Origin of the sequence: Pauljensenia sp. 20925_1_27, from assembly GCF_041432835.1 — a bacterium.
Taxonomy (GTDB): domain Bacteria; phylum Actinomycetota; class Actinomycetes; order Actinomycetales; family Actinomycetaceae; genus Pauljensenia.
The window spans coordinates 73,246-99,350 of sequence record NZ_JAPWAH010000002.1 but is presented as its reverse complement, the minus strand read 5'-3'; the positions used below and the strand labels follow the sequence as shown (position 1 = coordinate 99,350).

30 protein-coding genes and 1 pseudogene are annotated in these 26,105 nt (G+C 59.8%); 14 read left to right on the top strand and 17 right to left on the bottom strand.

The features are described 5' to 3' along the window. Positions 1-180: 180 nt before the first annotated feature. Positions 181-714, top strand: a complete 534-nt coding sequence (locus O3684_RS02005) for an antirestriction protein ArdA (RefSeq protein WP_500064718.1) — start codon at positions 181-183, stop codon at positions 712-714. A gap of 64 nt (positions 715-778) precedes the next feature. Here the strand turns inward: O3684_RS02005 and O3684_RS02000 are convergent, their stop codons facing one another. The 8 genes and pseudogenes from O3684_RS02000 to O3684_RS01965 form a co-directional block, all read right to left on the bottom strand. After that, positions 779-1,606, bottom strand: coding sequence for an IS3 family transposase (locus tag O3684_RS02000; protein ID WP_500064716.1), 828 nt, complete (start codon positions 1,604-1,606; stop codon positions 779-781). A 32-nt stretch (positions 1,607-1,638) separates the two neighbouring features. Continuing rightward, entirely contained in the window at positions 1,639-2,151 is a 513-nt protein-coding gene (locus O3684_RS01995) for a transposase (protein WP_500064714.1), read from the bottom strand. 105 nt (positions 2,152-2,256) lie between these two features. After that, a complete protein-coding gene (locus O3684_RS01990; protein ID WP_500064947.1) occupies positions 2,257-3,210 on the bottom strand; it encodes a hypothetical protein in 954 nt (317 codons plus the stop codon). Positions 3,211-3,619: 409 nt separating this feature from the next. After that, positions 3,620-3,901, bottom strand: a pseudogene (locus O3684_RS01985) (relaxase/mobilization nuclease domain-containing protein); the annotation flags it as partial. Positions 3,902-4,035: 134 nt separating this feature from the next. After that, complete coding sequence (locus tag O3684_RS01980) at positions 4,036-4,737, bottom strand: hypothetical protein (RefSeq protein WP_500064713.1); 702 nt, start codon at positions 4,735-4,737, stop codon at positions 4,036-4,038. Next, positions 4,734-5,048: a hypothetical protein gene (locus O3684_RS01975; protein ID WP_500064711.1), complete on the bottom strand. Its 315-nt coding sequence runs from the start codon at positions 5,046-5,048 to the stop codon at positions 4,734-4,736. Before O3684_RS01975 ends, O3684_RS01980 begins: the two co-directional genes overlap by 4 nt. Before the next feature lie 58 nt (positions 5,049-5,106). Further along, positions 5,107-6,858, bottom strand: a complete 1,752-nt coding sequence (locus O3684_RS01970; protein ID WP_500064709.1) for a DNA primase family protein — start codon at positions 6,856-6,858, stop codon at positions 5,107-5,109. Then, complete coding sequence (locus tag O3684_RS01965; RefSeq protein WP_500064707.1) at positions 6,855-7,157, bottom strand: helix-turn-helix domain-containing protein; 303 nt, start codon at positions 7,155-7,157, stop codon at positions 6,855-6,857. The genes O3684_RS01970 and O3684_RS01965 overlap by 4 nt, the downstream gene beginning before the upstream one ends. Before the next feature lie 745 nt (positions 7,158-7,902). Here O3684_RS01965 and O3684_RS01960 point away from each other — a divergent pair. Together O3684_RS01960 and O3684_RS01955 are read left to right on the top strand one after the other, a co-directional pair. Next, positions 7,903-8,613, top strand: coding sequence for a hypothetical protein (locus tag O3684_RS01960; protein ID WP_500063357.1), 711 nt, complete (start codon positions 7,903-7,905; stop codon positions 8,611-8,613). 57 nt (positions 8,614-8,670) lie between these two features. Beyond that, positions 8,671-8,979: a HigA family addiction module antitoxin gene (locus O3684_RS01955; protein WP_500064705.1), complete on the top strand. Its 309-nt coding sequence runs from the start codon at positions 8,671-8,673 to the stop codon at positions 8,977-8,979. Positions 8,980-9,152: 173 nt separating this feature from the next. Here the strand turns inward: O3684_RS01955 and O3684_RS01950 are convergent, their stop codons facing one another. Genes O3684_RS01950 through O3684_RS01930 form a run of 5 tightly spaced genes read right to left on the bottom strand, consistent with a single transcriptional unit; the run spans position 9,153 to position 11,424 of the window. After that, positions 9,153-9,794 (bottom strand): hypothetical protein, encoded by a 642-nt coding sequence (locus tag O3684_RS01950; protein ID WP_500064703.1) that lies wholly within the window; start codon positions 9,792-9,794, stop codon positions 9,153-9,155. Between the two features lie 13 nt (positions 9,795-9,807). After that, positions 9,808-10,356, bottom strand: a complete 549-nt coding sequence (locus O3684_RS01945; RefSeq protein ID WP_500064702.1) for a DUF6286 domain-containing protein — start codon at positions 10,354-10,356, stop codon at positions 9,808-9,810. Further along, positions 10,353-10,775: a hypothetical protein gene (locus O3684_RS01940; RefSeq protein ID WP_500064701.1), complete on the bottom strand. Its 423-nt coding sequence runs from the start codon at positions 10,773-10,775 to the stop codon at positions 10,353-10,355. Before O3684_RS01940 ends, O3684_RS01945 begins: the two co-directional genes overlap by 4 nt. Then, positions 10,772-10,948 carry a hypothetical protein gene (locus tag O3684_RS01935; protein ID WP_500064700.1) on the bottom strand — a complete coding sequence of 59 codons (177 nt, stop codon included), beginning with the start codon at positions 10,946-10,948 and terminating at the stop codon, positions 10,772-10,774. Before O3684_RS01935 ends, O3684_RS01940 begins: the two co-directional genes overlap by 4 nt. 32 nt (positions 10,949-10,980) lie before the next feature. Beyond that, positions 10,981-11,424 (bottom strand): Asp23/Gls24 family envelope stress response protein, encoded by a 444-nt coding sequence (locus tag O3684_RS01930; RefSeq protein ID WP_500064699.1) that lies wholly within the window; start codon positions 11,422-11,424, stop codon positions 10,981-10,983. Positions 11,425-11,820: 396 nt separating this feature from the next. Here O3684_RS01930 and O3684_RS01925 point away from each other — a divergent pair, with 396 nt between their 5' ends. From O3684_RS01925 to O3684_RS01910, 4 genes are all read left to right on the top strand, one after another. Next, complete coding sequence (locus O3684_RS01925) at positions 11,821-12,102, top strand: type II toxin-antitoxin system RelE/ParE family toxin (protein WP_500064698.1); 282 nt, start codon at positions 11,821-11,823, stop codon at positions 12,100-12,102. Then, the gene (locus O3684_RS01920) at positions 12,029-12,397 is read left to right on the top strand and encodes a HigA family addiction module antitoxin (RefSeq protein ID WP_500064697.1); all 369 of its coding nucleotides are present in this window, start codon (positions 12,029-12,031) and stop codon (positions 12,395-12,397) included. The genes O3684_RS01925 and O3684_RS01920 overlap by 74 nt, the downstream gene beginning before the upstream one ends. 149 nt (positions 12,398-12,546) lie before the next feature. Continuing rightward, complete coding sequence (locus O3684_RS01915) at positions 12,547-12,741, top strand: type II toxin-antitoxin system VapB family antitoxin (protein ID WP_500064696.1); 195 nt, start codon at positions 12,547-12,549, stop codon at positions 12,739-12,741. After that, positions 12,738-13,109 (top strand): type II toxin-antitoxin system VapC family toxin, encoded by a 372-nt coding sequence (locus tag O3684_RS01910; protein ID WP_500064694.1) that lies wholly within the window; start codon positions 12,738-12,740, stop codon positions 13,107-13,109. Before O3684_RS01915 ends, O3684_RS01910 begins: the two co-directional genes overlap by 4 nt. Here O3684_RS01910 and O3684_RS01905 read toward each other — a convergent pair. Together O3684_RS01905 and O3684_RS01900 are read right to left on the bottom strand one after the other, a co-directional pair. After that, entirely contained in the window at positions 13,067-13,369 is a 303-nt protein-coding gene (locus O3684_RS01905) for an S-adenosylmethionine synthetase N-terminal domain-containing protein (RefSeq protein ID WP_500064693.1), read from the bottom strand. The genes O3684_RS01910 and O3684_RS01905 overlap by 43 nt on opposite strands. A gap of 78 nt (positions 13,370-13,447) precedes the next feature. Then, positions 13,448-14,005 carry a terminase gene (locus O3684_RS01900; RefSeq protein WP_500064692.1) on the bottom strand — a complete coding sequence of 186 codons (558 nt, stop codon included), beginning with the start codon at positions 14,003-14,005 and terminating at the stop codon, positions 13,448-13,450. Positions 14,006-14,066: 61 nt separating this feature from the next. Here O3684_RS01900 and O3684_RS01895 point away from each other — a divergent pair, with 61 nt between their 5' ends. From O3684_RS01895 to mcrC, 4 genes are all read left to right on the top strand, one after another. Then, positions 14,067-14,879 carry a hypothetical protein gene (locus O3684_RS01895; protein ID WP_500064690.1) on the top strand — a complete coding sequence of 271 codons (813 nt, stop codon included), beginning with the start codon at positions 14,067-14,069 and terminating at the stop codon, positions 14,877-14,879. A 283-nt stretch (positions 14,880-15,162) separates the two neighbouring features. Then, positions 15,163-15,288 carry a hypothetical protein gene (locus O3684_RS01890; protein WP_500064688.1) on the top strand — a complete coding sequence of 42 codons (126 nt, stop codon included), beginning with the start codon at positions 15,163-15,165 and terminating at the stop codon, positions 15,286-15,288. A 314-nt stretch (positions 15,289-15,602) separates the two neighbouring features. Next, the gene (locus tag O3684_RS01885) at positions 15,603-17,774 is read left to right on the top strand and encodes a DUF8426 domain-containing protein (RefSeq protein WP_500064687.1); all 2,172 of its coding nucleotides are present in this window, start codon (positions 15,603-15,605) and stop codon (positions 17,772-17,774) included. Continuing rightward, entirely contained in the window at positions 17,741-18,826 is a 1,086-nt protein-coding gene (gene mcrC / locus O3684_RS01880; protein WP_500064685.1) for a 5-methylcytosine-specific restriction endonuclease system specificity protein McrC, read from the top strand. Before O3684_RS01885 ends, mcrC begins: the two co-directional genes overlap by 34 nt. On the opposite strand, the gene O3684_RS01875 is transcribed toward mcrC, so the two are convergent. Beyond that, entirely contained in the window at positions 18,798-19,997 is a 1,200-nt protein-coding gene (locus O3684_RS01875; protein ID WP_500064683.1) for a DNA recombination protein RmuC, read from the bottom strand. The two genes, mcrC and O3684_RS01875, sit on opposite strands and share 29 nt — an antisense overlap. A 122-nt stretch (positions 19,998-20,119) precedes the next feature. Between O3684_RS01875 and O3684_RS01870 the strand changes: the two genes are divergently transcribed. From O3684_RS01870 to O3684_RS01860, 3 genes are all read left to right on the top strand, one after another. Continuing rightward, the gene (locus tag O3684_RS01870; RefSeq protein WP_500064681.1) at positions 20,120-23,050 is read left to right on the top strand and encodes an AAA domain-containing protein; all 2,931 of its coding nucleotides are present in this window, start codon (positions 20,120-20,122) and stop codon (positions 23,048-23,050) included. A gap of 263 nt (positions 23,051-23,313) precedes the next feature. Then, positions 23,314-24,192, top strand: a complete 879-nt coding sequence (locus O3684_RS01865; protein ID WP_500064679.1) for a DUF6318 family protein — start codon at positions 23,314-23,316, stop codon at positions 24,190-24,192. A gap of 448 nt (positions 24,193-24,640) precedes the next feature. After that, entirely contained in the window at positions 24,641-25,114 is a 474-nt protein-coding gene (locus O3684_RS01860) for a hypothetical protein (protein WP_500064678.1), read from the top strand. Positions 25,115-25,135: 21 nt separating this feature from the next. Here O3684_RS01860 and O3684_RS01855 read toward each other — a convergent pair whose 3' ends face one another. After that, a complete protein-coding gene (locus O3684_RS01855; RefSeq protein ID WP_500064676.1) occupies positions 25,136-26,008 on the bottom strand; it encodes an EamA family transporter in 873 nt (290 codons plus the stop codon). Between the last annotated feature and the right edge of the window lie 97 nt (positions 26,009-26,105).

Here is a 26,105-nt window from a genome sequence, read left to right as displayed (position 1 = left end):
AGGAATACAAAAACGATAAAGATCATCCCCCCCTAAGCGGTAAATATCCTCCTCCCGCTCATTCTCGGAACTCAGGTCGCAATGCGACCTCGAGCTACTCATTGGAGGTGGGGTCGTCCATGTGCGTCCTTTCCAAAGCTGGAGTGCCCGGCCTCACCTCCACCTACTCGGGAGGTTGGAATGATTACGCAAACTACTGTTCGTCCATCGGTCTGGATCGGCTGTCTACCTTGCTACAACCAGGGCATACTCAACGGGAAATGGTTCCCGGCAGAAGAAGCCGGTGAAGTGACGCCTGAAGACTTGCACCAAGGCCCCACAGCTCACGAAGAGCTATGGATCTTCGATCATGAGGGGTTCCCTCGCGGAACAGGTGAAATGTCACCCGATACCGCACAGCTTTGGGGTGAGGTCTTCGATGAGGTCGGAGAGGAACAGTGGCCTGCACTGCTCGCTTGGGTAGATTCCGGCTGTTATGTTGCAGAAGGTGATGATCTACCAAGCGTCTCCGACTTCGAGGAGCGCTATTGCGGCTGCTGGGACTCGTTCGAGGACTACGCTACGCAGCTCGCTGAAGACATCTGCCTGATGGAAGGATGGCCTGAGGAAGCTAAGCGTTTCTTCGACTGGGACGCATGGATCCATGACCAAGAATTCGACTACACCATCACCGACGCGCCTGATGGCGGCGTCTTCGTCTACAGATCGTTATGACACAATACCCCGGTTACCTCACTTGAACTGCGCCCCGAAACTTGGACGCGTTTAATGGTAGCCGTTATGCGGCTTCCCGTAGGGCCTGATCCCGGTATTCTGCCGGGGTCAGGCCCTTGAGCTTTACTTGGCGTCTTGTTGTGTTCCAGTGCGTGATGTAGGTGGCGAGGTCGGCTTTGAAGGTCTCGAAGGTTGGCCAGTCTTGGCCGCGAAAGAACTCGTCCTTGAGGTGGCCGAAGACCTGCTCAGTGGCGCCGTTGTCGATGCAGTTGCCTTTGCGTGACATGCTCTGGATGAAACCGTTATCGGCGAGCGTGCTGATGTAGGTCTCGTGTTGGTACTGCCACCCCATGTCCGAGTGCAAGATCGGCTCGACCCCTGCTGGTTTGGCGTCCATGAGCATCTGGAGCATCTCTTGTTGCTGGGCGAGGTTAGGGCACATAGAGATGGAGTAGGCGACGATCTCTTTGCTGGCAAAGTCGTAGACCGGAGCGAGGTAGGCCTTACCGAAGGAGAGCTTGAACTCGGTGACATCGGTACCCAATTTCTGCCAGGGACCGGTCGCCTTGAAGTCGCGGCCGATAATGTTTGCGAAGCTTTGCCCCACGTCCCCCTTGTAGGAGTTGTACCTGTGGTAAGCCCTCTCGCGGCGTATGCCACAGCGCAAACCCATCTCACGCATCATCTTCAAGACCGTCTTGTCGGCGATGCGCTCCCCGTCCTCAGCGCGCAGGCACATGGCGACCTGCCTGTGACCGCACCCGTTGGGGGTTCGCGAAAAGATCTGCGCGACCTTGGGACGTAGCTGCGCCCGGGTCACGCCCTTGGGGTGAGCCAGCGCGTAGTAGTAGCTCGACCTGGCAAGACCAGCAACCTCGAGGAGATCACCCACCGCGTGTCCACGCCCTGAAAGCTCAGCGACCACTAGGGCTTTGTCCCGGTTTGGGAGCGCCTCTGTGCCTTCAGGGCAATCGATTTTTTTAGGTACGCCACCTGCGCCTCAAGCTTGCGCACGCGCTCGGCGAGTTCCTCCTCACGCGTTGGGAGCACCGCCCGCACCGACCCCTTCGGCCTGCCCTTAGGCTTAGGCATGAGGGCCTGCGCGCCGCCCTCACGGTACAACCTGCACCACTGCTTCAACGGTGTCGCGCTCGCAATACCGAAACGCACCATCGCCTCAGGCTTACTCATCCCGCCATCAACCACGGCGCTCGCTGCGGCGACCTTGGTCTCATAGTCGTATCTGGCCTGCTTTACTCCCATGGCAAGAAGCCCATCCTTCCCAATTGCGCGGTACGTCTTCTGCCAGTGTCGCACGGCCTCAGCAGACACACCCAGCCTCTTGGCGGTCAAACCATAGCCACATCCCCTCTCAAACATCTCCACCGCCTGCTCCCGAAGCAAACGATCATGCCTCAACCCCAGATCCACAGACACGAAAAGCCTCCCATTCCCTGGACTTCAATTTCGATGTCCAAGAAACGGGAGGCAGTTCAACTGGTAACCGGGGTATTGTTTCCTCACATGTCACGGCCCAAGCACTCACCTCAGTTCGTTGTACACCCACTGACTCACTCTCAACACTGCCCAGACAAAGAATGCAGCACCGCCAAGTGTTGCCAGCGCGATCAACACCTTATGCCACCACACCGAAGCCGCCGTGAACAAGCCCCATGCCCAGCCAAAGAGCGGGCCGATGCCGAACATGTTCCCAACGCCCCACACGAGGCCACCCACAAGGATCAGGGCAATCAAAAGGGGGATAAGAGCAAGCGCAATCCGCGAAACACTCACAAAATTTACTTGACGTTCGTAACGCTTAACTGTTTCCTCTACCCCCCTCATCTCACTGAGGAGCCCTTGAAGCTCTGTACGGGCTTCTGAGAGCCTTTCAGCCCCTAGGGTGGATACATCCTCACGGAAGCCCTCAAGATCGCTCCTGAGGCCGTCTACGGGTTCTTGAACGGCCTGGTCGAAGCGTTCGTCAACCTTATCCGCAATCCAACGACCTACATCATCAAGCCAACGCTTTGCCTTCTCATCGTCAAGTACTCTCGATTTCGCATGTACCTCCTTAGTGAGATCCTCAAAGGCCGTAGTCATAGTCGTCATCTTTTCGTTGATCTGCTTTGTCATCGAAAATGCTTGCAGATCGGATTGCGTCACTGTGCTTCCATCGCTCAGCTTCACTGCTCCGCTTAGGCTCCGCTGCTTCGCGACTTCGGCTAGTGTCTTCTCGATCTCGTTCAGCCTGTTCTTCGTCTCGTCGTCGAGCTGCGTCTGCGAGGGCTGCTCGTGCTGCTGCGAGCTCAACTCTTTCACCTGATTGATCGCTGCGGTCAGCGCCTCGTCCATCCCCTCGAGAAAGTCGCTCGTCGCATTGTTTGCCTCCGTCAACTTGCGTGACTGAGCCTCTACGGCGTCGAGCCTCAACGTCAAGGACGCTAACGTCTCCGAGTCTTGTTGTTCCTGCATGATCTTGTCCAGAGCGCTCATGCTGCTCTCCCTTCTGTGTAATAGTCTTATTCTGTTGACGGAATGCGAAGATCTCTCCAACACCCTTCGCTGTGAACTCATCGCAGAGCGACGATGCCTTACGCCGTCCCCACTTACCGTTATCCTCACGTCGCATGGAGTACGTCCAACCATCCCGATCCGTGACGCGCAAACGTACCTCATGCTCAGCGAGCACCTGCTCGAACGACTCACGATCAACCGAGCGCTGATCGAAGAGCGCCTCCATCACTATGTCTCCGAGCTTCTGCTCGAAACCGCCGTCCTTGAACGCGCCGCGACGCAGATCCCAATCAGGCTTGGGCATCTGTGGATCAGGAAGCACCTGACAGCCCTCATCACGCATGAGTTGGTCATTAACTTGCCGAAGACCACGAGACCACGAGCGACATCGAGACAGTGCTTTCCCAGTGAGGTTGTCGTGATTCACAACGTAGATGTGGTTGTGCAAGTGCCCACCCGCACTATCGGTGTGCGTCACGACAAGAAAGTCTGCACTGTTCATGCGCTTGGCAAGCTTCACACCGAGGTCATGCACGCGTTGGATGTGCTCAGGATTATTCACATCGAACTCCTCAGGAGAGAAGTTCTGCGTGTAGGTGTACATCTCGTTGCGACGACCAATTGCACGGATTTGCTCAGCACGCGCAACAATCGCCTTCGGTCCACCCATCGAGCACGTGTACCACTCAGTACGGGTGTCCTTATCCTCATCCTCAAAGCGCTGATAACGATCCCCACTTCTGCCGTACAACGCGTACGCAACAGCTGATCGCGCATTCGTCGTCGGCTGTACGTTGACCGTGCTCATAGACTTACCTCGTCTCTGAACGCCGCACGTACCTCATCCACCCTGTCAATGACCTTAAGAAGAAGATCATCGTTAACAGCAGATCCAGATCGCTTAACCTGATACAGAGTCACACCGACACGACGCAACTGCTCAACCGCCCTCGCTTTCTCGGGCGACGGCATCGGCACCGCTGCCTGAGCAGCGAGTGCCTCCACCGCGTGGCTACGTGCGTCCAGCGCATCACGCAGGACAGCACGCACCCACGTGCTCGGCTTCACGCCGAACTCCCGAGCTTCACGCTTTACAGCGCCAAGCTCGGTACGCGTCACCCTCACATCGATATGTGCATCGAGGATGACGCGCGCATCTGCCCCCTGTGTTGTCTCCTCTGTCGCCGGGGCAGATGCATTCGTATTACCGCCCTCCTCCTCAAGCACATTGAGAGGCGGCAATACGACACTGCCAGCAGGCCTGTTGTCGGACGATCGGAGCAAGCTCCTCTGTCCTCCAACATGCAGCTGGCCCACGTCCTCGTTCGCGTTGCTCACTGCGGGCGAGGGGGAGGTCACCCCGTGCTGCACAGCAGCAGACGAGGTGACCGAGGGCTGCGCAGGACGCGCCTTCACGCTCTGCTCCGTGCTGGTCGCACGAGCAGAGATGTAAGGCTTCATGCCCTGCGAGACGAAGCGCGCTGACCTCACTTCGTAGCCGGTCATTGCGCCTCGCCTCCGTCGTCATGCACAGCCTCCGACTGCGCCTTCCGACGAGCACGAGCAGCCTTCGCGCGCGCGGCACGAGCAGCACGCCGCTGCTCCTCCTGCTCCTTCTGCTCCTTCTCCTCCTGCTCGATAAGCGAGGCAGCTCGCTCACGGTACTGAGCGAAACGCTCAGGCTCATACTGCTCTATAAGGCGAGCAACACGAGCGAGGAGTTGCTCCTCCTTCCGAGCCTCCTGCTCGTGTATCTCCTTGAGTTCAGCAAGATACTTCTTCTTAGCTGCCTTCTCGAGTTCCTTGACGTTAGACATTGTTCATGTCCTCCTTTTCATTTTGTGTGTTGATGCCGCTGCCCAGACGGCGAGAGGGCTAGATTGTGGTGATCGGCTGAAGACGAACGAGGCCACGGCCACGAGGGTGGTTCTCAAAGAACAGGGGGTGTCCAGCGGACGTGTCTCCCCATTCGGTTCCAAGCGCGTACCCGTACTCTTTGGCAAGCGGTTCGTCGTCCCAGTACCGCCCCCACATGACGGGGTTCTCGTCGCGTCCCATAAGGCGGAACTGGGGTGCACTCTCGCCGTCGAGGATCACCTTCAGACGCTCTCGGAACTTCCGGTAGGAGATCACTCGACCCGAGGGATTGGTTTGTCTGAACCAAGCGACGTACGTCGCGAACAGGAACTCGACAGGTAGAACATTGGACACCAGTCGGTGTGTGTTCTCGCCCCACCAAACGCGAACCGGATCGTTGTTGAGCTTGACGTCCTCGCCGAGCTCGACGGCCTTCGCTCCGACGATGAAATCGTCGGAGTCGGGCAGCTCCAGCGCGACTTTGAGGACGTATTCCAGGACCTCAGGATCACGCATGAACTTGTCTTTAATGGACGAATCCCGAGCTCCCGTGAAGCACTTGTCGAACGGCAGAAACACGAACCGTCGCCACAACGAGTCGGTCTTATCCGCGAACTCGGGAAGGTCGTTTAAGCACTGGACCATGATTCCGCGAGGTCGCCACTGGACAGCACGCTGGTTCTTTCGGTCGATCGTGATGACCTCATGGGTGATGTACTGCTTCAAGTCGCTCGCCGTCTCGGTGAAGACGCTCACCGAGTTCTCGTCGGTGAAAACCGCAGACTTACCGAAGAGCGGCTCGGTACCGAATCGGTCGCCGAACTTCTTGATCGGCACAGATGCCCAGTTGCCAGCTCCCACGAGCTCTTTGAGTAGGACGAGCAGAGTGCCCTTCCCACCTTCGCCCTTAGACGAGTAGAAGCACACGGCTTTGTCGTAGTTCTTGTGGACTCGAAGAGCCGCCGTGATCGTCTGCCAGACGAGCGCGACCCGTTCCATGTCGCCCGTAAAGAGATCCGCCAACCACGAGTTGAACTCCCAGGGCGAGCCGTCCTTCAACGTGCGCATCGGAGATACAGCGTTTGGGTTGTAGGCGGTCATGCACTTGGTCAGGTACACGCGATCTGGCGAGAACGCTTCGAGCGTGCGAGTCTCAACGTTGTAGATGCCGTTGTCCACCGGGACAAGGTGAGGCTCAGTACACTCAGCCACGAGCGGCGCAAGCGAGCGCAATTGGACGTACACCTCGGAGACGAGATAGCGATTCATCATCCTCGTGTACGGCGCCAGCAACTCATACACGCCCTCGCGCTCGGTAACCTCGCGGTACGTGCCCTTGAAGCGGCCAGAGGTGTGATACCGCATGAGCGGCATCTTCGCTACCTCATCAGTCTCCTCACCGACCAGCACGACGCAATGCTCTGCGGCAATGAACTGAGCGAGCATGAACGGCGGCAGGTTCTCCGGCGCACACTTCACCACACAACTGCCCTTGTTCGCCTTGATAATCACGAGGAAGTTACGGATCAGGTCGAACGCCTTGCGATCCATCTGCCGACCACGGTTACGGCCTATGAGTCCCCGGTCGTTCGCCCAGCGGATCACCGTCTCGGAGATGAGACTGTAGAACTCGCTTGGGGTGATCAACGCGCCCTTGTCGATGAGGTGCATCAGGCTTTCGATGGCGTCGTCTTCGATGGTAGGATGGACGTTGAACTCGACGGCCCCCGTGTCCCCCTGGATGCGGGGGCTTTCGTTTGTGTCGCTCATAGCACACCTCCAAGCGCGAAGCGGAGGCGTGCGATCTGATCATCGCTCAGGCGAGGCGCGGCATCGACAAGCGCCTTAATATGCGACTCAACCGGATCAGCATGGACCGGTTGAACAAGCGTTTCGAGGTCCTTACGAAGCACCTTGATGCGCGCACCTGTCTTGTAAGCAGGGAGTTTGCCCTTGGCAATCCACGAGCGAAGGGTTGAGTACGCGCCATAACCAAGCTGCTGTGCTTCTTGGAGCGTGAGGTAATGAGAGTTTTCAAGCGGGGTAGTAGTAAAAGAACTTTCTGGCATGAGAGCCTCCAGAGAAAGGCACGCTAAACGTGCGTCTGTCCTCTGGTCCGCTTGCTCATAGACGGCGCGCTCATATGGCGCCCAAACAGCCAGAAAGGGATCCGCTACGGATTCAACATCCGCCTGTCCCGCCCTAATTTCGGGTGACTCAGCCTCGACCGGTAACCAACCGATCTAAGCACCCTCTGAAAACTTGAGATCAGAGGGGGCGGTGGGCGAGACCGCCTATTGCATTCTCCTAAGGGGCTTACGAGACCCCACACGTAGATCTGGGCGCGATATGGAGTGCCTACCTCCACGCCTCCTGGTTAAGGAGGCCCGACTAACTCATCGTCGCAGGGGTGATCCCAACCTTGGTGCTAGGCTTTCTTTCTGATCGCACCTAGGTTCCTAATTTGCGATCCTAGTCCCCTTGTCAAATCCTTGTCAACTTAGAGCGCTATGCGGTGTTAGTTACACACGAAAATGCGGTCGCTATAATGTTAGCCATATACGAAATGCGGTTGAGTTCAGGTTTAATGTTTAATCATTTCTGAACGAGGCAGTGGCCGGGTCGCGCGAGAGCGTGGCCCGGCCACTTGCTTATGGCGAGAGTAACAGCTCCATCTGCGTGACGAAGTGTGCGATGCTCTTGGAATACCAAGGGATCCTCGCCGTGATGGCGAGGATCCCCGTAGTAGACTGCGTTGGTCCAAGCCCAACGCGATTACCAGTAAGGTAACATTAAAGTGTGGTAGAGGGAAGTGTGATCTTAGACCTAGCTGGTTCGGCGAGGCTTGCTCCATACCTCCAGGAAGCGGATGGAGATGACGAGCGTGCTTGTGAACTTTACTTGTGGGTTACAGATCTCGCGGGGGCGTTGTTTTCGACTATCGCGTTTGTTGAGGTCGGTTTGCGAAACTCAATGGATCGCAAGCTGCGGGTGTGGAATGATCAACAGGGGCCTGAATATAGGATGGATTGGGCGCTAGGCAAGGGGGCGGCGCCCTTGCTGTATGACCTTGTCACCCACAAGAGCCTTGCGGTCGCCCAGAACTTTGCGCGTGAGCAATCGCGCTTGCGTCCAAAGACTCATCCGCGTCGTTTGGCAGCCGTCACGCACGATGATGTTGTGTCGCATTTTATGTTCGGAACCTGGGTCTATCTCATTAAGCCGAGGGTTTGGAATCAGCCTCAGCAGTGTCAACAGTTGTGGCAAGAATGTTTGTCGGATGCGTTTCCCTATGCGGACCCTTCCGACTTGGGCCGTGAGAGGCTGGCTGATCAGCTCGATCGAGTGAGGAAGCTGAGGAATCGTGTGGCTCATCATGAGAACTTGTTGTCCGTCGACATCCGTTGGCGGCTGCGGGACATGCTTGGCATTCTTGCATTGATAGATCCGAAGCTGCCTGATCTTGCGATGCAGGGCAATCGAGTGCGCTCGCTTGTTCGGACAGACCCTCGCCGCTCGTGGTGAATGCAGTCCTGATGCGTGACGGCCTGGGCGAAGCTGGTCCAGAAGGGGTTGAGATCGTTGACTACCACTAAACTTGCTCCGATTCACCCGGGCGAAGTCCTTATGGAAGACTTCATTGAGGGCTTCGGAATTACGCAGCATAAGCTCGCTGTCGCTATCGGTGTTCCGCCCCGTCGTATCAACGACATCGTCCATGGGAAGCGGGGAATTACGGCCGATACCGCGATGCGGCTTTCCCGCTACTTCGGCACAACCCCGGGGTTCTGGATGAACCTGCAGATGCGCTACGAGCTCGACTGTGCCGAAGATGCGCTGGGGGATACGTTGAGTGGAATCGTTCCGCTTGCGATGGTGGAAATCGCCTGAGGTGAGGGGCCCGACGAGGCCGTGGCCGGGTCGCGCGAGAGCGTGGCCCGGCTTTGCTGTTGGGAGCTTTCGGGGCGTCAGCGTTCAGGTTGAACTCAGCCCCCGCCTCGTGAATGTAGCTGCTCTGTCCAATGAAAACGTGGGGCAAGGCGACGCCCGCCCTGCCCCACGCCTCACGCGCCTGTTCCGGTGATTGTAGGCGATGGCTGGCCCGTCACGGCCTTCGATGTGGATTCCGCACTCACGGAGCGCGCCAGCCGCACGAGGACATCGAGCTGCTTGGGAGGAACACCGAGAGACATTTCCACGTCGCTATTGAGCTGCTTGCGCAGTTCAGCGACAGTCCACTCGATCTCACAGTCCGGCGCGACGCTCGTATCTGCCTGAACCCAGAGCTTGCTCGGGGAACCGGTGACAAAGACGGTGCATCGCTCGACACCGGGAATGCCCTGCGCCCGCTCCGAAAGGGCCTGCGACAGGACCTCTGGGGAGAGGACAGCTAACAGGGTGCCGTCGGAGCCGCTGATCCTCAAAGAGGAATTCGCAGGCCTGCGAGGCACCTGCATGAGAAGCAACAGCAGGCCAAGGAGAAAGGCGAGCACGGATGCCAGAAGGACCAACGGTACGAGCCAGTGCGCGCGGGGCGAGAGGAATGCCCCGATATCTTCCTGCGCCGAAGCGAGATAGTCGCTCATCCCGCGCACATAGTGACCGGCGTCAAGGCCGGACGCAAGCACCCAGATCGCTGCGCAGGCGACGAGCAGGCCGAAAACAGCCAGGAGTGCCCTGTTGAGAGCAGCAGAAACTCTGCGCATAATCGACTCTCCTTTAGTTCACGCGTTTGGCGCGGACGCGGCTATGGGTGATGCCCACGGGCTGAAAAATCTTCAGCGCCTCGTCGGTCCTCTGTGAAGCCGCGTCGCGTACCGCCTCTAAATCATCGAGGTCGCTGTAGGCCACAACGTCGACCCTTGAAGGGAGCGTCGTGACAGATGCGGAACGAATGGCGGCGACCTGCATGACCTGTGTCTTCACGAGGCTGGCAAGGTCCAAGCGGCGCACCGCAGTCTGACCGGGAATTGCGTCGGGAAGGACCTCGACGTGCTCACAGCGACCTGGCCACAGGGCAGCAAGCAGAATGAACAGTCCGAAGGCGGCTGTCAATCCAGCGGCAATGAGCACTGCAATGGAGCTGAGAGACAGCGCGCCGATGGCATCGAGCGTGGTAACGGTGCGATGCGGCCAGGATCCCACGACGAGGCGATACCCCGTCAGCCACGCTCCGAGCCCCCCGACCACGAGTAGCAGCAGTGCCAGAATCGTGGCAGGTACGCTGCGTGACGGGCGATAAACGAGTTGAGGAATGGGGGCTTTCATCTCAGGCTCTTCCTGACGTGGTTGCTCGGGTTGAGCCACGATATGTCGATGGTGATCTTGCCAACGCTCATCCCGCAGAGCTTCTCGACTCGAGCGCTCACGTGCGCGCGCAGATCCTCGATGGTTGAGGTCAGCGGAGTGGGAAATATGAGGCCTAGATCCAGGTGAAGAATCGCGCGTTGCCCGTAGAGCTCACACTGGGCCGCGGGCCGGGAACCGAAGTTTCGGCGGGAGCTAATCCCGAGGACTCCACCTGCGTTCGAGCCGACGGCGGCAAATTCAGACGCGGCTTGAGCGGCGATTCGGGCGACGACATTGGCCGGAATAGTCGTGGTGCCGCGCTGCGTCAAGGATGAATCGTTGTCGCGGGCAGGCTTCGACTGCGTGACTGCGGAGTCAGGCGCGGTCGCGGTCGTCATTTCTTTCGCCAATTCAGAATGCTTTGGACATCGACCCGGCCCTCCAGGTAGAGACCCACTGCCCATCCAACCACTCCGCACAGGGTGACAAGGATGAAGTCAGCAAAGGAACCGAACGCGAGTATGGCTCCCATGAACAGGCCCACGAGGAGGGCCAGGTGCGTTGTCTTCATGAGTGTTCCTCAGATCCAGACGGTGGGATAGGTCACTTGAGGTTGACTGAGTCGGAGGTGGAGGTCTCTTCCTCGGGCAGGTGAACGTCGGTGACGTCGATGTTGACCTCGACGACCTCCAGGCCGGTGGTGCCCTCGATCTGCTGGATGATGTTCTCGCGAATGTTGTTGCACACGTCGAGGATGGAGTAGCCGTACTCAACGACGACGGTCACGTCGATGGCAGCCTGGGTGTCGCCCTTGTGGACGCTGATGCCGCCGGTGACGTTGGTCTGGCCGGTGGGGATGCGGTCAGTCACTGCGCTGAACGCGCGGCGCACGGCGTTACCCATGTCGTAGACGCCGGGCACCTGGCGAGCAGCCATGCCGGCGATCTTGGCGACGACATTCTCCTCGATGGTGGTCGTGCCATGGTCTGTCTGGAGGGGGCCCTGGGGGGGCTTGTCCTGGTCAATGTTCTCGTTGTTGTCGCTCATGTGAGCCTCTTTCATTGAATCGGAGGTGGGGGCCGCTGGGTGATGCGCGGCTCAAGCAACGGGTCAGTGACGTGTCGTCGTAGGCACCGCGATTAGCCTGTGTGCCCTGCTGATCGCTCTGGTATTGCTCCCCGCAACCATTCTTGCGTGGTTTGTCGGATGATGTCGGTTGAAAAACCGCTGTGACATCGTTAAATGAGATGCGTCACCGGCGCGTGACAAATAGTGATGCGAGGTCACGAGAATTTTCTTCACGACGAGGCCGTGGTCGGGTCGTCCGGGGGTGTGGCCCGGCTTTGCTGTTGCCGGTCATCTGGCGTGCGGAAAATGAGGTTCTGACGACAATGTAACTTAACGCCTTGCGTTAATAACGCATCCCGATATATTGTGTGCGTCATGATCCAGTCGTTCGGGGATCGTGAGACTGAGCGCTTGTTTGAGAGGGAGCCTGTTCCTTCCCTCGATGCACGCATCGTGCGCGTCGCGCTGCGCAAGTTGCGTCAGATTGACGCTGCGTGCCGTCTGGAAGACCTCCGGATTCCTCCGGGTAACCGACTCGAGCGTCTGCGCGGTAATCGTGCGGGGCAGTACAGTATTCGAATCAATGATCAGTGGCGTATCTGCTTCAGGTGGGGCGACGCTGGTCCAGAAGGGGTTGAGATCGTTGACTACCACTAAAATTGCACCGATTCACCCGGGCGAGGTCCTTATGGAAGACTTCATCGAGGGATTCGGAATTACGCAGCACAAGCTCGCCATCGCTATCGGTGTTCCACCCCGCCGTATCAATGAAATCGTCCATGGGAAGCGTGGAATTACGGCTGATACCGCGATCCGGCTGTCCCGCTACTTCGGTACGACCCCGGGATTTTGGATGAACCTGCAGATGCGATACGAGCTCGATCGCGCCGAAGACGCGCTAGGGGATACGTTGAGTGGAATCGTGCCCCTCTCGACGGTGGAAGTCGCCTGAATCAACTCAGTCTGACGAGGCAGTGGCCGGGTCGTGCGAGGGCGTGGCCCGGCTTTGCTGTTGGGCAGAGGATACGTGAGCGTGAGTGAGCATCAATAGTTGAATCAAATGATGACGCTCGCGATGCTATCCTGAATGTGGAGGTAGCCATGAGAACCACAGTGACACTCGATGATGACCTGCTTGCGCGCGCAGAGGAGCTGACAGGGGTCAGCGAACGATCCGCTTTGATTAGGGATGCGGTAGAGCTCCTCGTTCGTATCGAGACCGGACGGCAGCTCGCTGCGCTCGGCGGCAGTGATCCGGCGGCGGAGGCCGCGCCTCGGAGTCGGCAGCGCGCATGAGAGTCCTCGTTGACACGAACATCTGGATCGATCACCTGCGGAAAACTGAGCCGGTTCTGGTCGATCTGCTTGAGCGCGACCAGGTGTGCGTGCATCAGAGCGTTATCACCGAGCTGGCGCTGGGGAATCTCAAGGATCGCTCGGTCTTTCTGAAAGCGCTTGAGCGCCTCATGATCGTTCGCAACGTCGACGACCAAGGCGTGAGGCACCTCGTCGAGGAAAGGCGCTTGTGGGGCAGAGGACTCAGTGCTGTCGACGCTTCACTCCTAGCAAGCGCTGTCGTAACCCCCGGTGTCTCGCTGTGGACACGCGATAAGCGCCTGCGTCAGGCAGCGCGCGACGTGGGCGTGTTGGCAGACTTTGAGTGAGGTCGGAGAACTCTGACGAGGCTGCGGCCGGGTCGCGCGAGGGCGGTGCGCACAGACTCCCGGATATGCGGGCGGTGGTTGGTGGTGATTTCGCCGGCGACGATGATCCGACGACCGGCTGCCATCACCTCCACCGCCACCCGTGCGGCCGTGTCGTCGTAGAGGATGTCGTCGAGGATCTGGTCGGCGATCTGATCGGCCAACTTGTCCGGATGACCAGCACACACAGACTCGGCAGTACGAATCGAACACATAAGCATACTCGCTTCCACGAATCGGAGGGGTACAAGAAAGCGTCCACCCCACTAGAGGGTGGACGCGAAGATCATGAGGGGCGGTTATGAGCGGGCGTTGAGCAGCCGCTCCATCACCTCGTCGCCGGGCGTGGTGTCCGCGTAGTCGGTGGTGCAGGTGGCGCGCACGATCTCGTAAATCTCGTACCAATACACGAAACTCTGGGACATGGCGACAAACGGGCTGGCGATGGCGGCACCGGTGGTGGGGTGTTTGCCGAGCAGGCCGAACTTGGAGATCGCCTGCTCGCACTGCACATACCGGGCAAACGCCTGCGCATACGCGTCAATCAGGCGAGGCACCACGAATTGGGAACAGCCACGTTGATCGAGCCACTGCCACGCCTCCCAATAGACGAGGTCAGCGCCAAGCGGTTTGCCGTCACGCTGAATCTCCGACAGATAGTCCGATGGTTCGGGTATCGTCTCCCCGGCACGCAGCGCACCATCGCCAATGCCATTACCTGCGAAGTCGAAGGGTTCGTTGATCGGGTCTTCCAGGCGGGTGGCGGGGCGTCCGGCGGCGAGTTTCTCGCCCAGCGGGCCGGGCTTCGCGCCTGCACGCACGCGGCGTCCACCCCTGTTGGTGCCGTCTTTGGCCATGGGTCGCCTCCCCGCCGTAGAATCATCATGGTTTCGGTGCTGAAGTCCATGGGAGGTGTGAGTGGTTGAGTCTTTAAAACTATTCGTTCGGACCTACGTGTATTGGGTAGGGCTCATCCTCGGCTTCGCGATAGTGCCCGGTTCTCTGCTCTTCACTGCTGAAGTCGCCCCGGTGAACATTCCATTGTGGCTTGCACCTTTCGCCGGGCTGCTGCTTTTTGTCATTGATCGGCCATCAACATGGGAGCCGCCGCTCTGGCGAGCATTACTGATCCGAGTATTGGGTGTAGGATTTGCAGCCACCATGCTCATCGCGTTTGATGCAGTTGCTTCCACCCACTATGGACCTCAACACTGGAGTGAGACGCTCCTATCTTTCGGTCTCGGTTGGATTGTCTTCACGGTAGTGGCAGGACACATGCTCATGAGCAGCTCCGCCCGATTTGGCACACCTGCTCACACGATCAGGGGCGCGATCCGTACCTACACGACATGGATAGGAATCTGCTTCGGGATTTTCTATATCCCTGCCGCGGGACTCTCCGCAGCTGGCACTCTTTTGATGGTTCTTCCGCTTTATGGAACCTTCCTCACCGGCCTGGTTCTTTTGATAGTTGACCCGCCACGACGATGGCCGCAACCGCGAGTGAAGGCACTGTGGATACGACTCTTGTCAAGCGGGGCAGCAGCATTACTACTTGTTGTCACGAACTCGTTCTATCGCAGTACTCACACACACGAGATTGTCGTCGGGGACTGGCAGGAAAACCTGGTCTTCTTCGTGGGTGCTTGGGCACTTTATGCCGCAGTGGCTGGGGCCAGGTATCTTACGCCTGGCCCCAGCCACGAAGCAGATGACAAACTCAGTAGCTGAATTCAGCTAGAGCTTGACATGCTGCCCTCTTGGTTTCTTCGCTAGGCTCAACGCCCGAGTAGCCGTATGCCCATTGGAACCGTCTGTGAGAAGGCCAACGTATCTGTCATCCAATGGGCCATCAATTTCTGCAAAGAACTTGTCCTTCGCGGTTCCTCCGTCGCTTGCACCAACACTCTCAGAGATCGCCTTGAATCGCTGCAATAGCGAAACTGGATTGTTGTAGTAGCTCCTCAGCGTTCGGGACAGGCTTCTCGCCCTAGCTGCTCGGCTTGATCAGGAAGTGATCGGGCAGCTTGTGCCAGACGTTGATCATTGGGCGAAGCAAACGACGCGAGCTCGCAATGACCTCGCACACGAGGGAAAGACAGTGATATTTTGCTTGGCTTGCAGCACGATCCGGCAATGACCTCGCACACGAGGGAAAGACCCCAAGCCATTCCATCGATGAGCTGATTGCCATTGTTGATACGACAAGCGCTGTCGTGATTCTCAATGTTCTCCATGAACTTGGGTTACCAGCAGAACGACAACGTGAAATCGTGCAAGACCATCCACGCTTCCGGATGACCTGCAGGAAAGCACGGGAATGGCTCGTGCCGCTAAAAGGCGACTCCTGAACGAGGCAGTGGCCGGGTCGCGCGAGGGCGTGGACCGGCTTTGCTGTTGTGTGAGTACGAGTGCGAATCGTGTCGTCGATCACCTGGGTGGTAGGGTGTCGTCATGACGACGGATAGCCAGTACTCATGGCCGCGCTTTTTTATGGAACTAGCGGACAAACTGCTCGCCTTCAAGGACGATCGGCAGGCTCTCATTGCAACTCTGCGGCAGGTCTACGCGGAAATCGGAATGGCTCTGCCGACGCTCGATTCCAGTGGTGATCCGACGGATATCGATCCCTTTACGGTCTACGGACTCTTCAATCGACGCCTCGCTGATACCAAGCGTCGGGCGGTTGCAAACGGGATCGGTGGTGCCCTCGGCGTACGCGCTCCGCTCAATGATGATTTCGTCGGCGTCCCCGTCCTGCTCAATATCAACGCGACCTTCTATGATCAAGCCCGCCGGGATGATGGAGATATCGAAAGGCTGTGGGATTTGTTCGCGGCAGCCCTGGCCTACGCGGATCAGCCGACTGGTCAGACAGAAGCAGTATTCCGTCGCGCCTACGATGCTGTTCTCCAACAACGCAACGCCAGCTGGAACGTTACGATGGGACTCTTTTGGATTCGCCCCTACACCTACGTCAACCTAAGTTCGCGTGACCGTTGGTTCCTCGCGCTGCCCGACCGGATGCCTTCATCGATTCGCTCTGTGCTCGCGGCAACAAAGAAAGTGCCCGAAGCCGCTGAATATCTGGTGATTCGCGACAGTATCCTGTCGGTGCTGAACTCCCAAACCTACGAGTACTCGTCCTTCCCTGAGCTTTCAGAGCGCGCGTGGCGAGTTGCTGAACAAGTCAACCGTGAGAGTAAAGAGGTCGACAAAGAAAAAGACGAGGAAGGCGTAACTCAGACGACGGCTCTCGGCGACGATGGCGTGCAGACCGTGCGCTACTGGCTCTACGCCCCCGGAGAAGGAGCCTGCATGTGGGACGAGTTCTACGCGCGCGGCATCATGGGGCTGGCGTGGGGTGAGGTCGGGGATCTCAGCTCTTATGCGACTAAACAAGGTCTGAAGCAACAGATGCTTCAGACCTACCCCGAAAATGGCACTCAAAAGAATGACATCCACGCCCTGTGGCAGTTCGCGAACGAGATGAAGCCGGGCGACGTCGTCTTCGTCAAGAAAGGCACCACGGAGATCATCGGCCGCGGTATCGTCACGGGCGACTACGTCTACGACGCGGACGGCGGTCACTACCCGAACATCCGCGAGGTTCGCTGGACACACACGGGACAGTGGCCCCTTGATGAGCGCTTGCCGATGAAGACACTCACCGATATCACCTACAACCAGGAACTCGTTAAGCGAATTGAGACCTCATTTCTGGACAGTGATGATTCTGTTGACATCGAGGAATCGACGGCGGTATTCCCCGAGTATTCCGCTGAGGAGTTCTTAATGTCCGTCTACATGGACCGCGATCGATACGACGCGATCGTGGGCCTGCTGAAAGCAAAGAAGAACATCATCCTGCAGGGTGCGCCCGGTGTCGGTAAGACATTCGTCGCCAAACGCCTCGCATACTCGATGATGGGCGTCAAGGATGTTTCGCGCGTCAAGCTCGTTCAGTTCCACCAGAGCTACTCCTACGAGGATTTCATCGAGGGATATCGTCCCTCGGGTGCGGGGTTCGAGCTGGTCAAGGGTGCCTTCTACTCCTTCTGCAAGAAGGCAGCTGAGGATGAGGAGAACGACTACTTTTTCATCATCGACGAGATTAACCGCGGCAACCTCTCCAAGATCTTCGGCGAGCTGTTCATGCTCATTGAGAACGATAAACGCGGAAATGAACTCCAGCTCCTCTACTCCCGCGAACTGTTCAGCGTTCCCGCTAACGTCCACATCATCGGCATGATGAACACGGCTGACCGCAGCCTCGCGATGCTTGACTACGCGCTGCGCCGCCGCTTTGCCTTCGTGGAACTGCGCCCCGCTTTCGACTCCGACGGCTTCCGCGACTACTGCGCCGGCCTCGGCAATCCGAGGTTCGAGGCCCTGGTGCGCGAGGTGGAATCCCTCAACCGTGCGATCGCCGAGGATGAGTCCCTCGGCGAGGGCTTCTGCATCGGACACAGCTACTTCTGCAACATGAAACACGAGAACTGCACCGACGCGGCCCTGGCCTCGATCGTGGACTACGAGCTCATCCCGATGCTCAAGGAATACTGGTTCGACGAGCCCAGCAAGGTCCGCGAGTGGACCGACAGGCTGCGCAGGTCGCTGCGGTGATTCGCGTCCGCAACGTCTTCCACATGCTCGCCTACGCCTTCTCGGCGCTCACCGAGCAGGGCTACCGTTCCGTGGCCACGGAGGATTTCGACAACGCGGCCGAGCTGTGCGCCGCCATCCTCGAGCGAGGCGTGTCAGCGCAACTCAAACGAGGCCTCGGACAGGAGTACGTGAGTCGAACCGAGGCGCGCTCCTCCCTGCGCGGCAAGATCGAGGTCACAGAGTCCGTGAAATCGCAGGCGATTCTGCGCCGCCAGCTGGTGTGCTCCTACGACGAGTTCAGTGTCGACACGACGATGAACCGCGTCATCAAGGCAACGGTCGCGCTGCTCGTGCGCACAGACATCTCCCGGGCACGCAAGAAGAGCCTGAAGAAGCTCATGGTCTTCTTCGCGGACGTGCGCGAGATCGACCTGCACACGGTCGACTGGAACATGCGATACGACCGCAACAACCGCACGTACCGAATGCTCATGGCGGTGTGCTGGTTGGTCGTCAAGGGGCTGCTCCAAACACAAAGCAACGGCACCACGCGCATGATGGATTTCTTCGACGAGCAGCGCATGAGCCGCCTCTACGAGAAGTTCATCCTCGAGTATTACCGCAGGGAACACCCGCAGCTGCGCGCCAGCGCCTCCTTCATTGAGTGGGCACTGGACGACGAGGCCTCGGAGGGTCTGCCCGCCATGCGCAGTGACATCACGCTGAGCGCTCGCGGCCGCGTGCTCATCATCGACGCGAAGTACTACGCGTCCGCGATGCAGAGCAACTTCGACAAGAGGACCGTGCATTCGGGGAACCTGTACCAGATTTTCGCGTACGTGAAGAACAAGCAGATTGCGCTCGAACGCGCGGGGGAGTGCGCCGAGGTGTCGGGCATGCTGCTCTACGCTGCGACCGACGAGGACATTCAGCCCGACGCCACCTACCGCATGAGCGGCAACCGCATCAGCGCGACGACGCTCGACCTGGACCGCCCCTTCGAGGAGATTCGCGCGCAGTTGGATGGGATCGCCGACATGCTTACTGGTCCGTCAACTCCGGCTTCGTGAAAGCACGGACCTGGGCGGCGTCCGGGTCGATGGGCGTGACGGTCATGGTCTTTTTCGAGGCCTCCTCGAGTGCGCTCACGGACCGTGCACTGGCCAGGAGGCGGCTTTCCATGGACGACACGGTCTTGTTGTAGAAGTCCACGGTCTTGGCCAGGTGCTTTCCCAGGTTTTCCATGTGCCCAGCGACGACGCCGAGGCGCTCGTATAGCTCGCGGCCAAGTGCGATGACTTGGTCCGCCTGTTCGTTAATCGACGTCCGAGCCCACGCGGTAGCGCACGTGCGCGCGACCGCCAGAAGCGTGACGGGGGAGCACAGGGCCACGCCTCGGGCCATCGCATCGTCTAGGAGCGACGCGTCCGCGCGCAGCGCTGCCGACAGGGCAGCCTCGGATGGGACAAACAAGATGACCAGCTCGGGTGACGCACCCAGCGACCGCGCGTAGTCGCGTCCAGCCAGCGCCTCGATGTGAGCGCGCAGTGCCTTCGCATGTGCCGACAGCTGGGCGCGGCGTCGAGATTCGGCGTCTTCTCCGCTCTCTTCAATGGCGCACGCCCGCAGGTATGCGTCCATGGGGGCCTTCGCGTCGAGCGCGAGGAACCCCTGCCCGGGCAGGTGAATCGTGACGTCGGGACGGCCGAGGTCGCCCGACGATGAAACTGCGCCCCGGCCTCGTCCCTGAGTGAGCGTGCCAATCGAACGCTGCTCCGCGAAGTCCACGTGCGGCGTCATGCCGGAAGCCTCCAGGATGCGGGCGAGCTCGACCTCACCCCATGTGCCGCGTGCGCTACGTGACCGCAGAGCGCCCTCCAGTGAGGCGGTCGTGCGAGCCAGCTCGGTCTCGCGTCTCGCGGATTCACGCAGCTGCTCGGCGAGGGCGCCGTGCTGACGCGCGCGGATCTGCTCCATTTGATCAACCCGCTGTGTCATCTGCTCCAACTGCGCTCGGACGGGGGCGAGCGCCTGCAAGACGGAAGCATCGCCCTGTGAGCGTGCCTCGGCAGAATCGACGCGCCGGGAGAGCTCTTCCGCGCGCGCCTGCCAGCGCGCGACCTCCGCGCGCAGCGTGCCTGCCTGGTCAGGCGTCGACGCTCGGCGCGCCACCGCGCCCGCGTACCCGAGGAGCGCGCCAACCACTAGACCAACGAGGAGAAAAACAAGCGATATACCCATGTGTGCAGTCTATGAACGACCATGCACATCTGCGTCCGGCCCGGCTCAACGTGGGTGTTCAACAACCTACCGCCGGTCTGATAAGTCGCCTATCCTGGGTGTAAACCTCAAGGGGGAGTGGCATGGAGCCCGTCGATCCGCGCACGATGCACGTACTGATTCGCGATAAAGAAACGCTGACCTGGCAGGACGAGACCTGGAAAATTGCGAAGGCGCGCCGCGACGGCGACCGCATCGTCGTCAGGTACGCCACCAGCAGCAAAGAGTTTCCATACGGCGAGGAGAGGGCGCGCCTCTACGACCAGGTCGAGCGTCGAACAGTCGACGCTCTCGACGAGGTTCGTGTTGGCGGCAAACGCCGGACCAATGTCGAAATCATCTGGACGCTCCGCCGCTCCGGCCACCCGCGCGATCCCCGCTACACGCTCGCGTACCGCACGGCTGAGGGCACACTCAAACTTCATCGCTACGGACACGATGAGGTGCGGGTAAGGTACGCGACAGCGGAGGATCGGCAAAACGCCGCCACCCTCAACTACGTCCGCGAGGAAGTGCGCGCGCAGGCAGGGCGAGCCGGGGCGACGCTCGATCCCACAGCCCACTATCCCCGCTGGGTGGGCGGTGAGAAGATGCTGCCCGAGGCGATCCTCGCGAACGTGTGGGAGTGGCTCCCTCAGGCGCCGCGCCGTTCCGCCCTGGAAGCGTTCCTCGCCGGTACGTCCTCCACGAAGACGGGCGCGAGCGATCGACTGATCATGCCCTTCCCCTCCAACATCGATCAACGCAACGCGATTCGAGCCGCGCTCACACACCAACTGTCCATCATCGACGGGCCTCCCGGCACGGGTAAAACGCAGACGATCCTCAATCTCATCGCCTCCCTGGTCGCGCAAGGCAAGACCGTCGGCGTCGTCGCGGGGGCGAACTCTGCGGTCGACAACGTCGTCGACAAGCTGACGGAGGAAGGCTACGGCTTCCTCGTCGCGAACCTCGGGAAAACGAAGCGCGTCAAGGAATTCCACGAGCGTGAGGGTGTCCTTGAACAGAGGCGCGAGGCCTGGGCTCGCAAGGCGTCCGCTGCGTCGTTGGATGTGCCTGCCGGAGCCGACGAAGCTGCGCTGCGGGTCGAAGAAGATCGCCTCGTCGCTCTATGGGAGGATGCTCGAGACATTCCGAAGATCCGCGCGCAGCTGACGGCGGCTCAGCGTGAGCGGCGTCTTTTTGAGGAAAAGGTACAGGAGAGTCGCCGCCCGATTGTGGACATCTCTCATCTGGCTATCTCGAGGCGCCGCTCTGGGGTCATCGGTGACCTGCTTGCCCTCGCTCGCTGCGCGCCGAGGGTGGGGCGTGGTCCTCGGGGCTTCATCGAGCGGGTGCGTCGCTACTTTGCTTACGGCTCCTTGAAGGGCGTTGACCTGGGAGACCCGCACGTCCAGTCGGCGCTCCAACTCGCCTTCTACCGGGCCCACGAGCAAGAACTATCCGACCGCATCGAGGAGGCCGAGGCCCGCGCTGCCCGCCACGGCCTCGTCGAAGTGAGCGCGCAGTATCGCCGCCACTCCCGAGAGGTCCTCGATGCCGCCTTGCTCAGGCGATTCACGCGCGAGCGTCCGAGCCGCCTCAGTCCAACCGAGCGGCTCAAGCGACAGACGGACATCCTGCTACGCACCTACCCCATCGTGGCGTCCACGTGTTTTTCGATCCGGAACAACCTGGCCGAGGAAGCGCTGCTCGACTGGATCATCATCGACGAGTCCTCCCAGGTGCTGCTCCCCCAGGGGATGGCGGCGCTGAGCAAGGCCCGTAACGCTGTCATCGTTGGTGACGACAAGCAGCTCGGCCCGATCTTCCAGGGGTGGGATGAGAGCAAGCAGGAGCCGCCCGCGCCGCGCTTCGACGTCCGTTCGCTCTCGCTGCTCGACTCCATCAAGATGATGCCGGAGTCTGCGCAGGTGCCGAGCACTCTGCTCAAGGAACATTACCGGTGTCACCCCGCGATCATCGAGTTCTGCAACCGCATGTACTACGGCGGTCAGCTCATTCCGATGCGCGTCCCTGCCGACGATGCCCCCGATCCGCTCGCGATCGTCTATGCTGCGCCCGGAAACCACGCGCGACGCCCATCGCACGGCAGTGGCTTCTTCTCGCAGAGGGAAATCGATATCGTCACCGACCTTGAGGATATGCGCAGCATCCGGGACGGCGTCGAGCTCGAGGGGGCAGACGAGTCGGGCGACTTCGTGTTGGGCGTCGTGACTCCGTTTCGGGCGCAGGCAACGAACCTCAGCAAGCAGATTCGTAGCGACCTCGGCGATGGGGCTCATCCCCGATGGCTGGCTGAGACCGCGCACAAATTCCAGGGGCGCGGTGCGGGCACGATCATCCTGTCCACGGTCCTCAACGCCAACGACCGCTCGGCCGCGCAAGACTTCTACGATGCGGATGCCCTGACGAACGTGATTGTGTCGCGAGCCAAAGACCGCTTCGTCGTCGTGACCACGCATGGGGGAGTCCGGCTCAGCCACAACGTGAGAGCCTTGCTCGAGTACATCGAGATGTACGATCCGAGCGCCGTCGTCCAGTCGGACATCGTGTCCATTTTCGACGTCCTCTACAACGCGTATAGCGAGTCGCTCGAGCGGTATTCTCAGGTTAAGTGGGCTGATCGTCGGCGCTCGCCCGCAGAAAATGTTGCGGAACAATGCCTGCGAGACGTGCTCGCAGAACCCAGGTATGCGCGCTTTGGCTATCAGACCCAAGTGTTTCTGCGGGATGCATTGCCGAATACGCGCCGCTTGAACGAGGAACAGCGAGTTTTCGTGTTCCGGGACAGCGCGCTCGACTTCGGGGTGTACTCGCGTGTGACGAAGCGCCTTCTCCTTGCCATCGAGGTGGACGGGTGGACGTTCCACGGCATGAGCCAGAAACAGCAGAAGCGCGACGGCCTCAAAGATTCGATCATGTCCGCGTATGGAGTGCCCGTCCTGCGTCTGCCGACGATCGGATCCGGGGAGGAGCAGAAGATCCGCGAGGCGTTGGATCGGCTCCTTTAGGAAACGTCTGATGCACTCGGTGGGTTCACCCCGTAACTGACTCGGCGGCCTCCCGTCGTGATCGTCTACAGGAATGGACGAGGCCGGGGCTGGTTCATGCACATCCGTGCGGTTTCGGGAATGTGGGTGGGAGGATGTGCGTGATGGTTGCGCAGCATTCTTAGTTTTTCGTGCTGGTTCTGCGCGTACCCTGAAACAGTAGGGCGCACCTCCAAGGACGGGGGTACGCTGCAGGGCACCTCACCGTGGAGGAGTACAACGCCATGACGGTTCCACCATTATTCGACCACCTCGACACCGAGGACGAGGATCAGCTGCGGCACGACGCCGCACCGCGGGATGCGCTCTTTGAGGCCGGTAGCGGGCCGGGGGTTGGTGACGACAACCCGCCCGCGGGGGCTCATCCCCGGCTTTGGGCGTGGCTGCACGTCGAGCCGTTCTATTGGACGATGCGCGTGGTCTACGTGTGCCTCGCCGCCGGAGCCGTCTTCGCTGTCTACATCAACGGCGTCGCCGAAGGATGGTGGCACGCCTGGGGCGAGAAACCCAGCGTCGCGGCCACAACCCCCGCCGCACCCCCTGCACCCACCGCATCCGCGTCGGCATCAGGCGAGGCGGCCATGTCGGGCGGCTACCAGGTTGGTCCAGACGGCGTCCTCGTGCGGCCAGCTCAGTTTGCGGCAGACACCTACACCAAGCCTGAGTTACCTGAGGAAGCCAAGGAAAACACAGAACGAGGAGCCGAAGCGGCCGCAGAACACTACCTCGCGCTCCTGATCTACGCCTGGAACACCGGAGATACGCAACCACTGGCGGACATGTCGGATCCTTCATCGGAATTTGCTTCCTCGTACATCCGCGATATTGATACTGCCTATGAAAACGGATGGATTTATGGGACGGAATCAAAAGTTCTACATGTATTTCGCCTTGAGCCGGTTGGAGAAGAACAGGGCAATGTTCAAGCTAACACGATCGGTGTGAAGCTTCAGATTTCCTCGGTCGAAGGTGTGACTTGCCAAGGGCAGAAGATAACCGTCAATAAACATGAATATACGTCCACTCTATCACTGTTCATGACCTGGAAAGATGGACGTTGGATCGAAACACAAGGACGGATGATCAGCGAAAATGAAAAATAAACGCTCAACATTCGTATCCTCAATTGTGACAGTTTCTCTGGCTGCCACGCTTGTAAGCGCGCCTTCTATCGCTCTTGCTGACAGTGAGACTGAGGGAAGATTTGGTTACCACTCAGATGCTGCCGGAAGTGGTGTCATGACATCCCTATGGGACTATCAGAGCAGTACGCTGATGAGTAGCGTCCAATCGTCCCCCGTGTTTACTCCGAAGGATGACACAATCCGTCAGTCCAATACGAGAACGCCCACAGCTGAGGCTGATCACTACGTCGACTGGGCTCACTGTGCTGCTGACTCGCAAGACCCGGATGTCCCTGACTACTTACGCGTCGCGATATGTGCCTACCCTCCGCCAGAACATGGAGAGGACGCCAATCCTCAACGCGTCCCGACGACTCGCGAGATCCTGCTGGCCGCAGCCACTCTCATCCATGCTGACGGTGCGGGTTTGCATAAGCGGCCGTCGAAGGTGTCGTTTACGAACAAGTACATTCCCACGATCGTGGCAGCCACCCACCCCACACAGACCCACACGATCAACCTGCTGGGCCACGACATCACCATCACCTTGACGGCCACCAGCTACGAATGGGACTGGGGTGACGGCACCCCGAACACCGTCACCGCCTACCAGGGAATGCCATACGAGAAGGGCATGGACCTGAACAAGGACCCTAGGCTCATCCGCCACTACTACACCCCGCCCAACGGGTGGCGCTCACGCTTTGACGGCCCCTACCCCGACGCCACCCGCACCATCACCCTGACCACCACGTGGAGCGGCACGGCCACCAACCCCTTCACCGGAGAAACCCAAATCATCAACGGCCTCGTCACCACGACAGAAACAACCGGCCCCTTCCCCCTCAACCACCTCACCGTCTCCAACACCGACACCTGGGAAGAAAAACAAGGCCACTAGATGGCCGTGCGGGTAAGGGCCTTACGTCACCACCATCGCCGCAGTTCCCGCGCACATGAGAGCGAGGCCTAGCAGGTAGCGCCGCGTGAAACGCTCGTGAAACGCGGCGGCTGACACCGCGACGGTCACGAGAATCGACAGCTTGTCGATGGGCACGACGACGGAGGCTGGCCCATCTTTCAGCGCGTGATAGTAGGCCAGCCACGACGCGCACGTCGCAGCGCCCGAGGCGACGATAAACGCCAGCTCGCGGCGGGGGATCGACCGGACCTCGCCCATCCGCCCCTGCGCGCCAACGATCACCCACGCCATCGCCAGCACCACCAGCGTGCGCACCGCCGTCCCCAGCGTCGGATCAACCCCCGAAATGCCGACCTTCCCGAGGATCGACGTCAGCGCGGCAAACAGAGCGGATGCAAGCGCGAACGTCAGCCAGCTCCCGCCCCCGCGCAGCGCCCGAGGAAGGCCCGATAGCTCAGAGGGTTCCACCATCAGAAGCGTCCCCGCCGTGATCGCGATAATCCCGGCTGCGCCCCACACGCTCACCGGCTCGCCCAGCAAGATGAGCGCGAGGATGATTGCCAGGACCGTCGACAGCTTGTCGATCGGCGCCACGCGGGACACGTCCCCTCGAGACAGCGCCGCGAAATAGCACAGCCACGAGGCCCCCGTCGCCAACCCGGACAACACCAGGAACAGCGCAGAAGTCCCGTCGATAGAGGTAACGCCGGAAGCTGTTCCCGTCAGCGCCGCCATACCCCACGCCCCCGCAGCCACGACGACCGTGCGCAGCGCCGTCGCGACCGTCGAACTCGTCGATGCGACGCCCGCCTTCGCGAGGATGGCAGTCAGTCCCGCGAACAGGGCTGACAGGCAGGCGGCGAGGATCCACATACGACCAGGGTATGTCCGTTCCTGACGTTCTCACACCTGAGCACAATGACGGTGTGTCACGAGCGCCAGCATGGAGGAAAACTAGGTTATAGTTGTC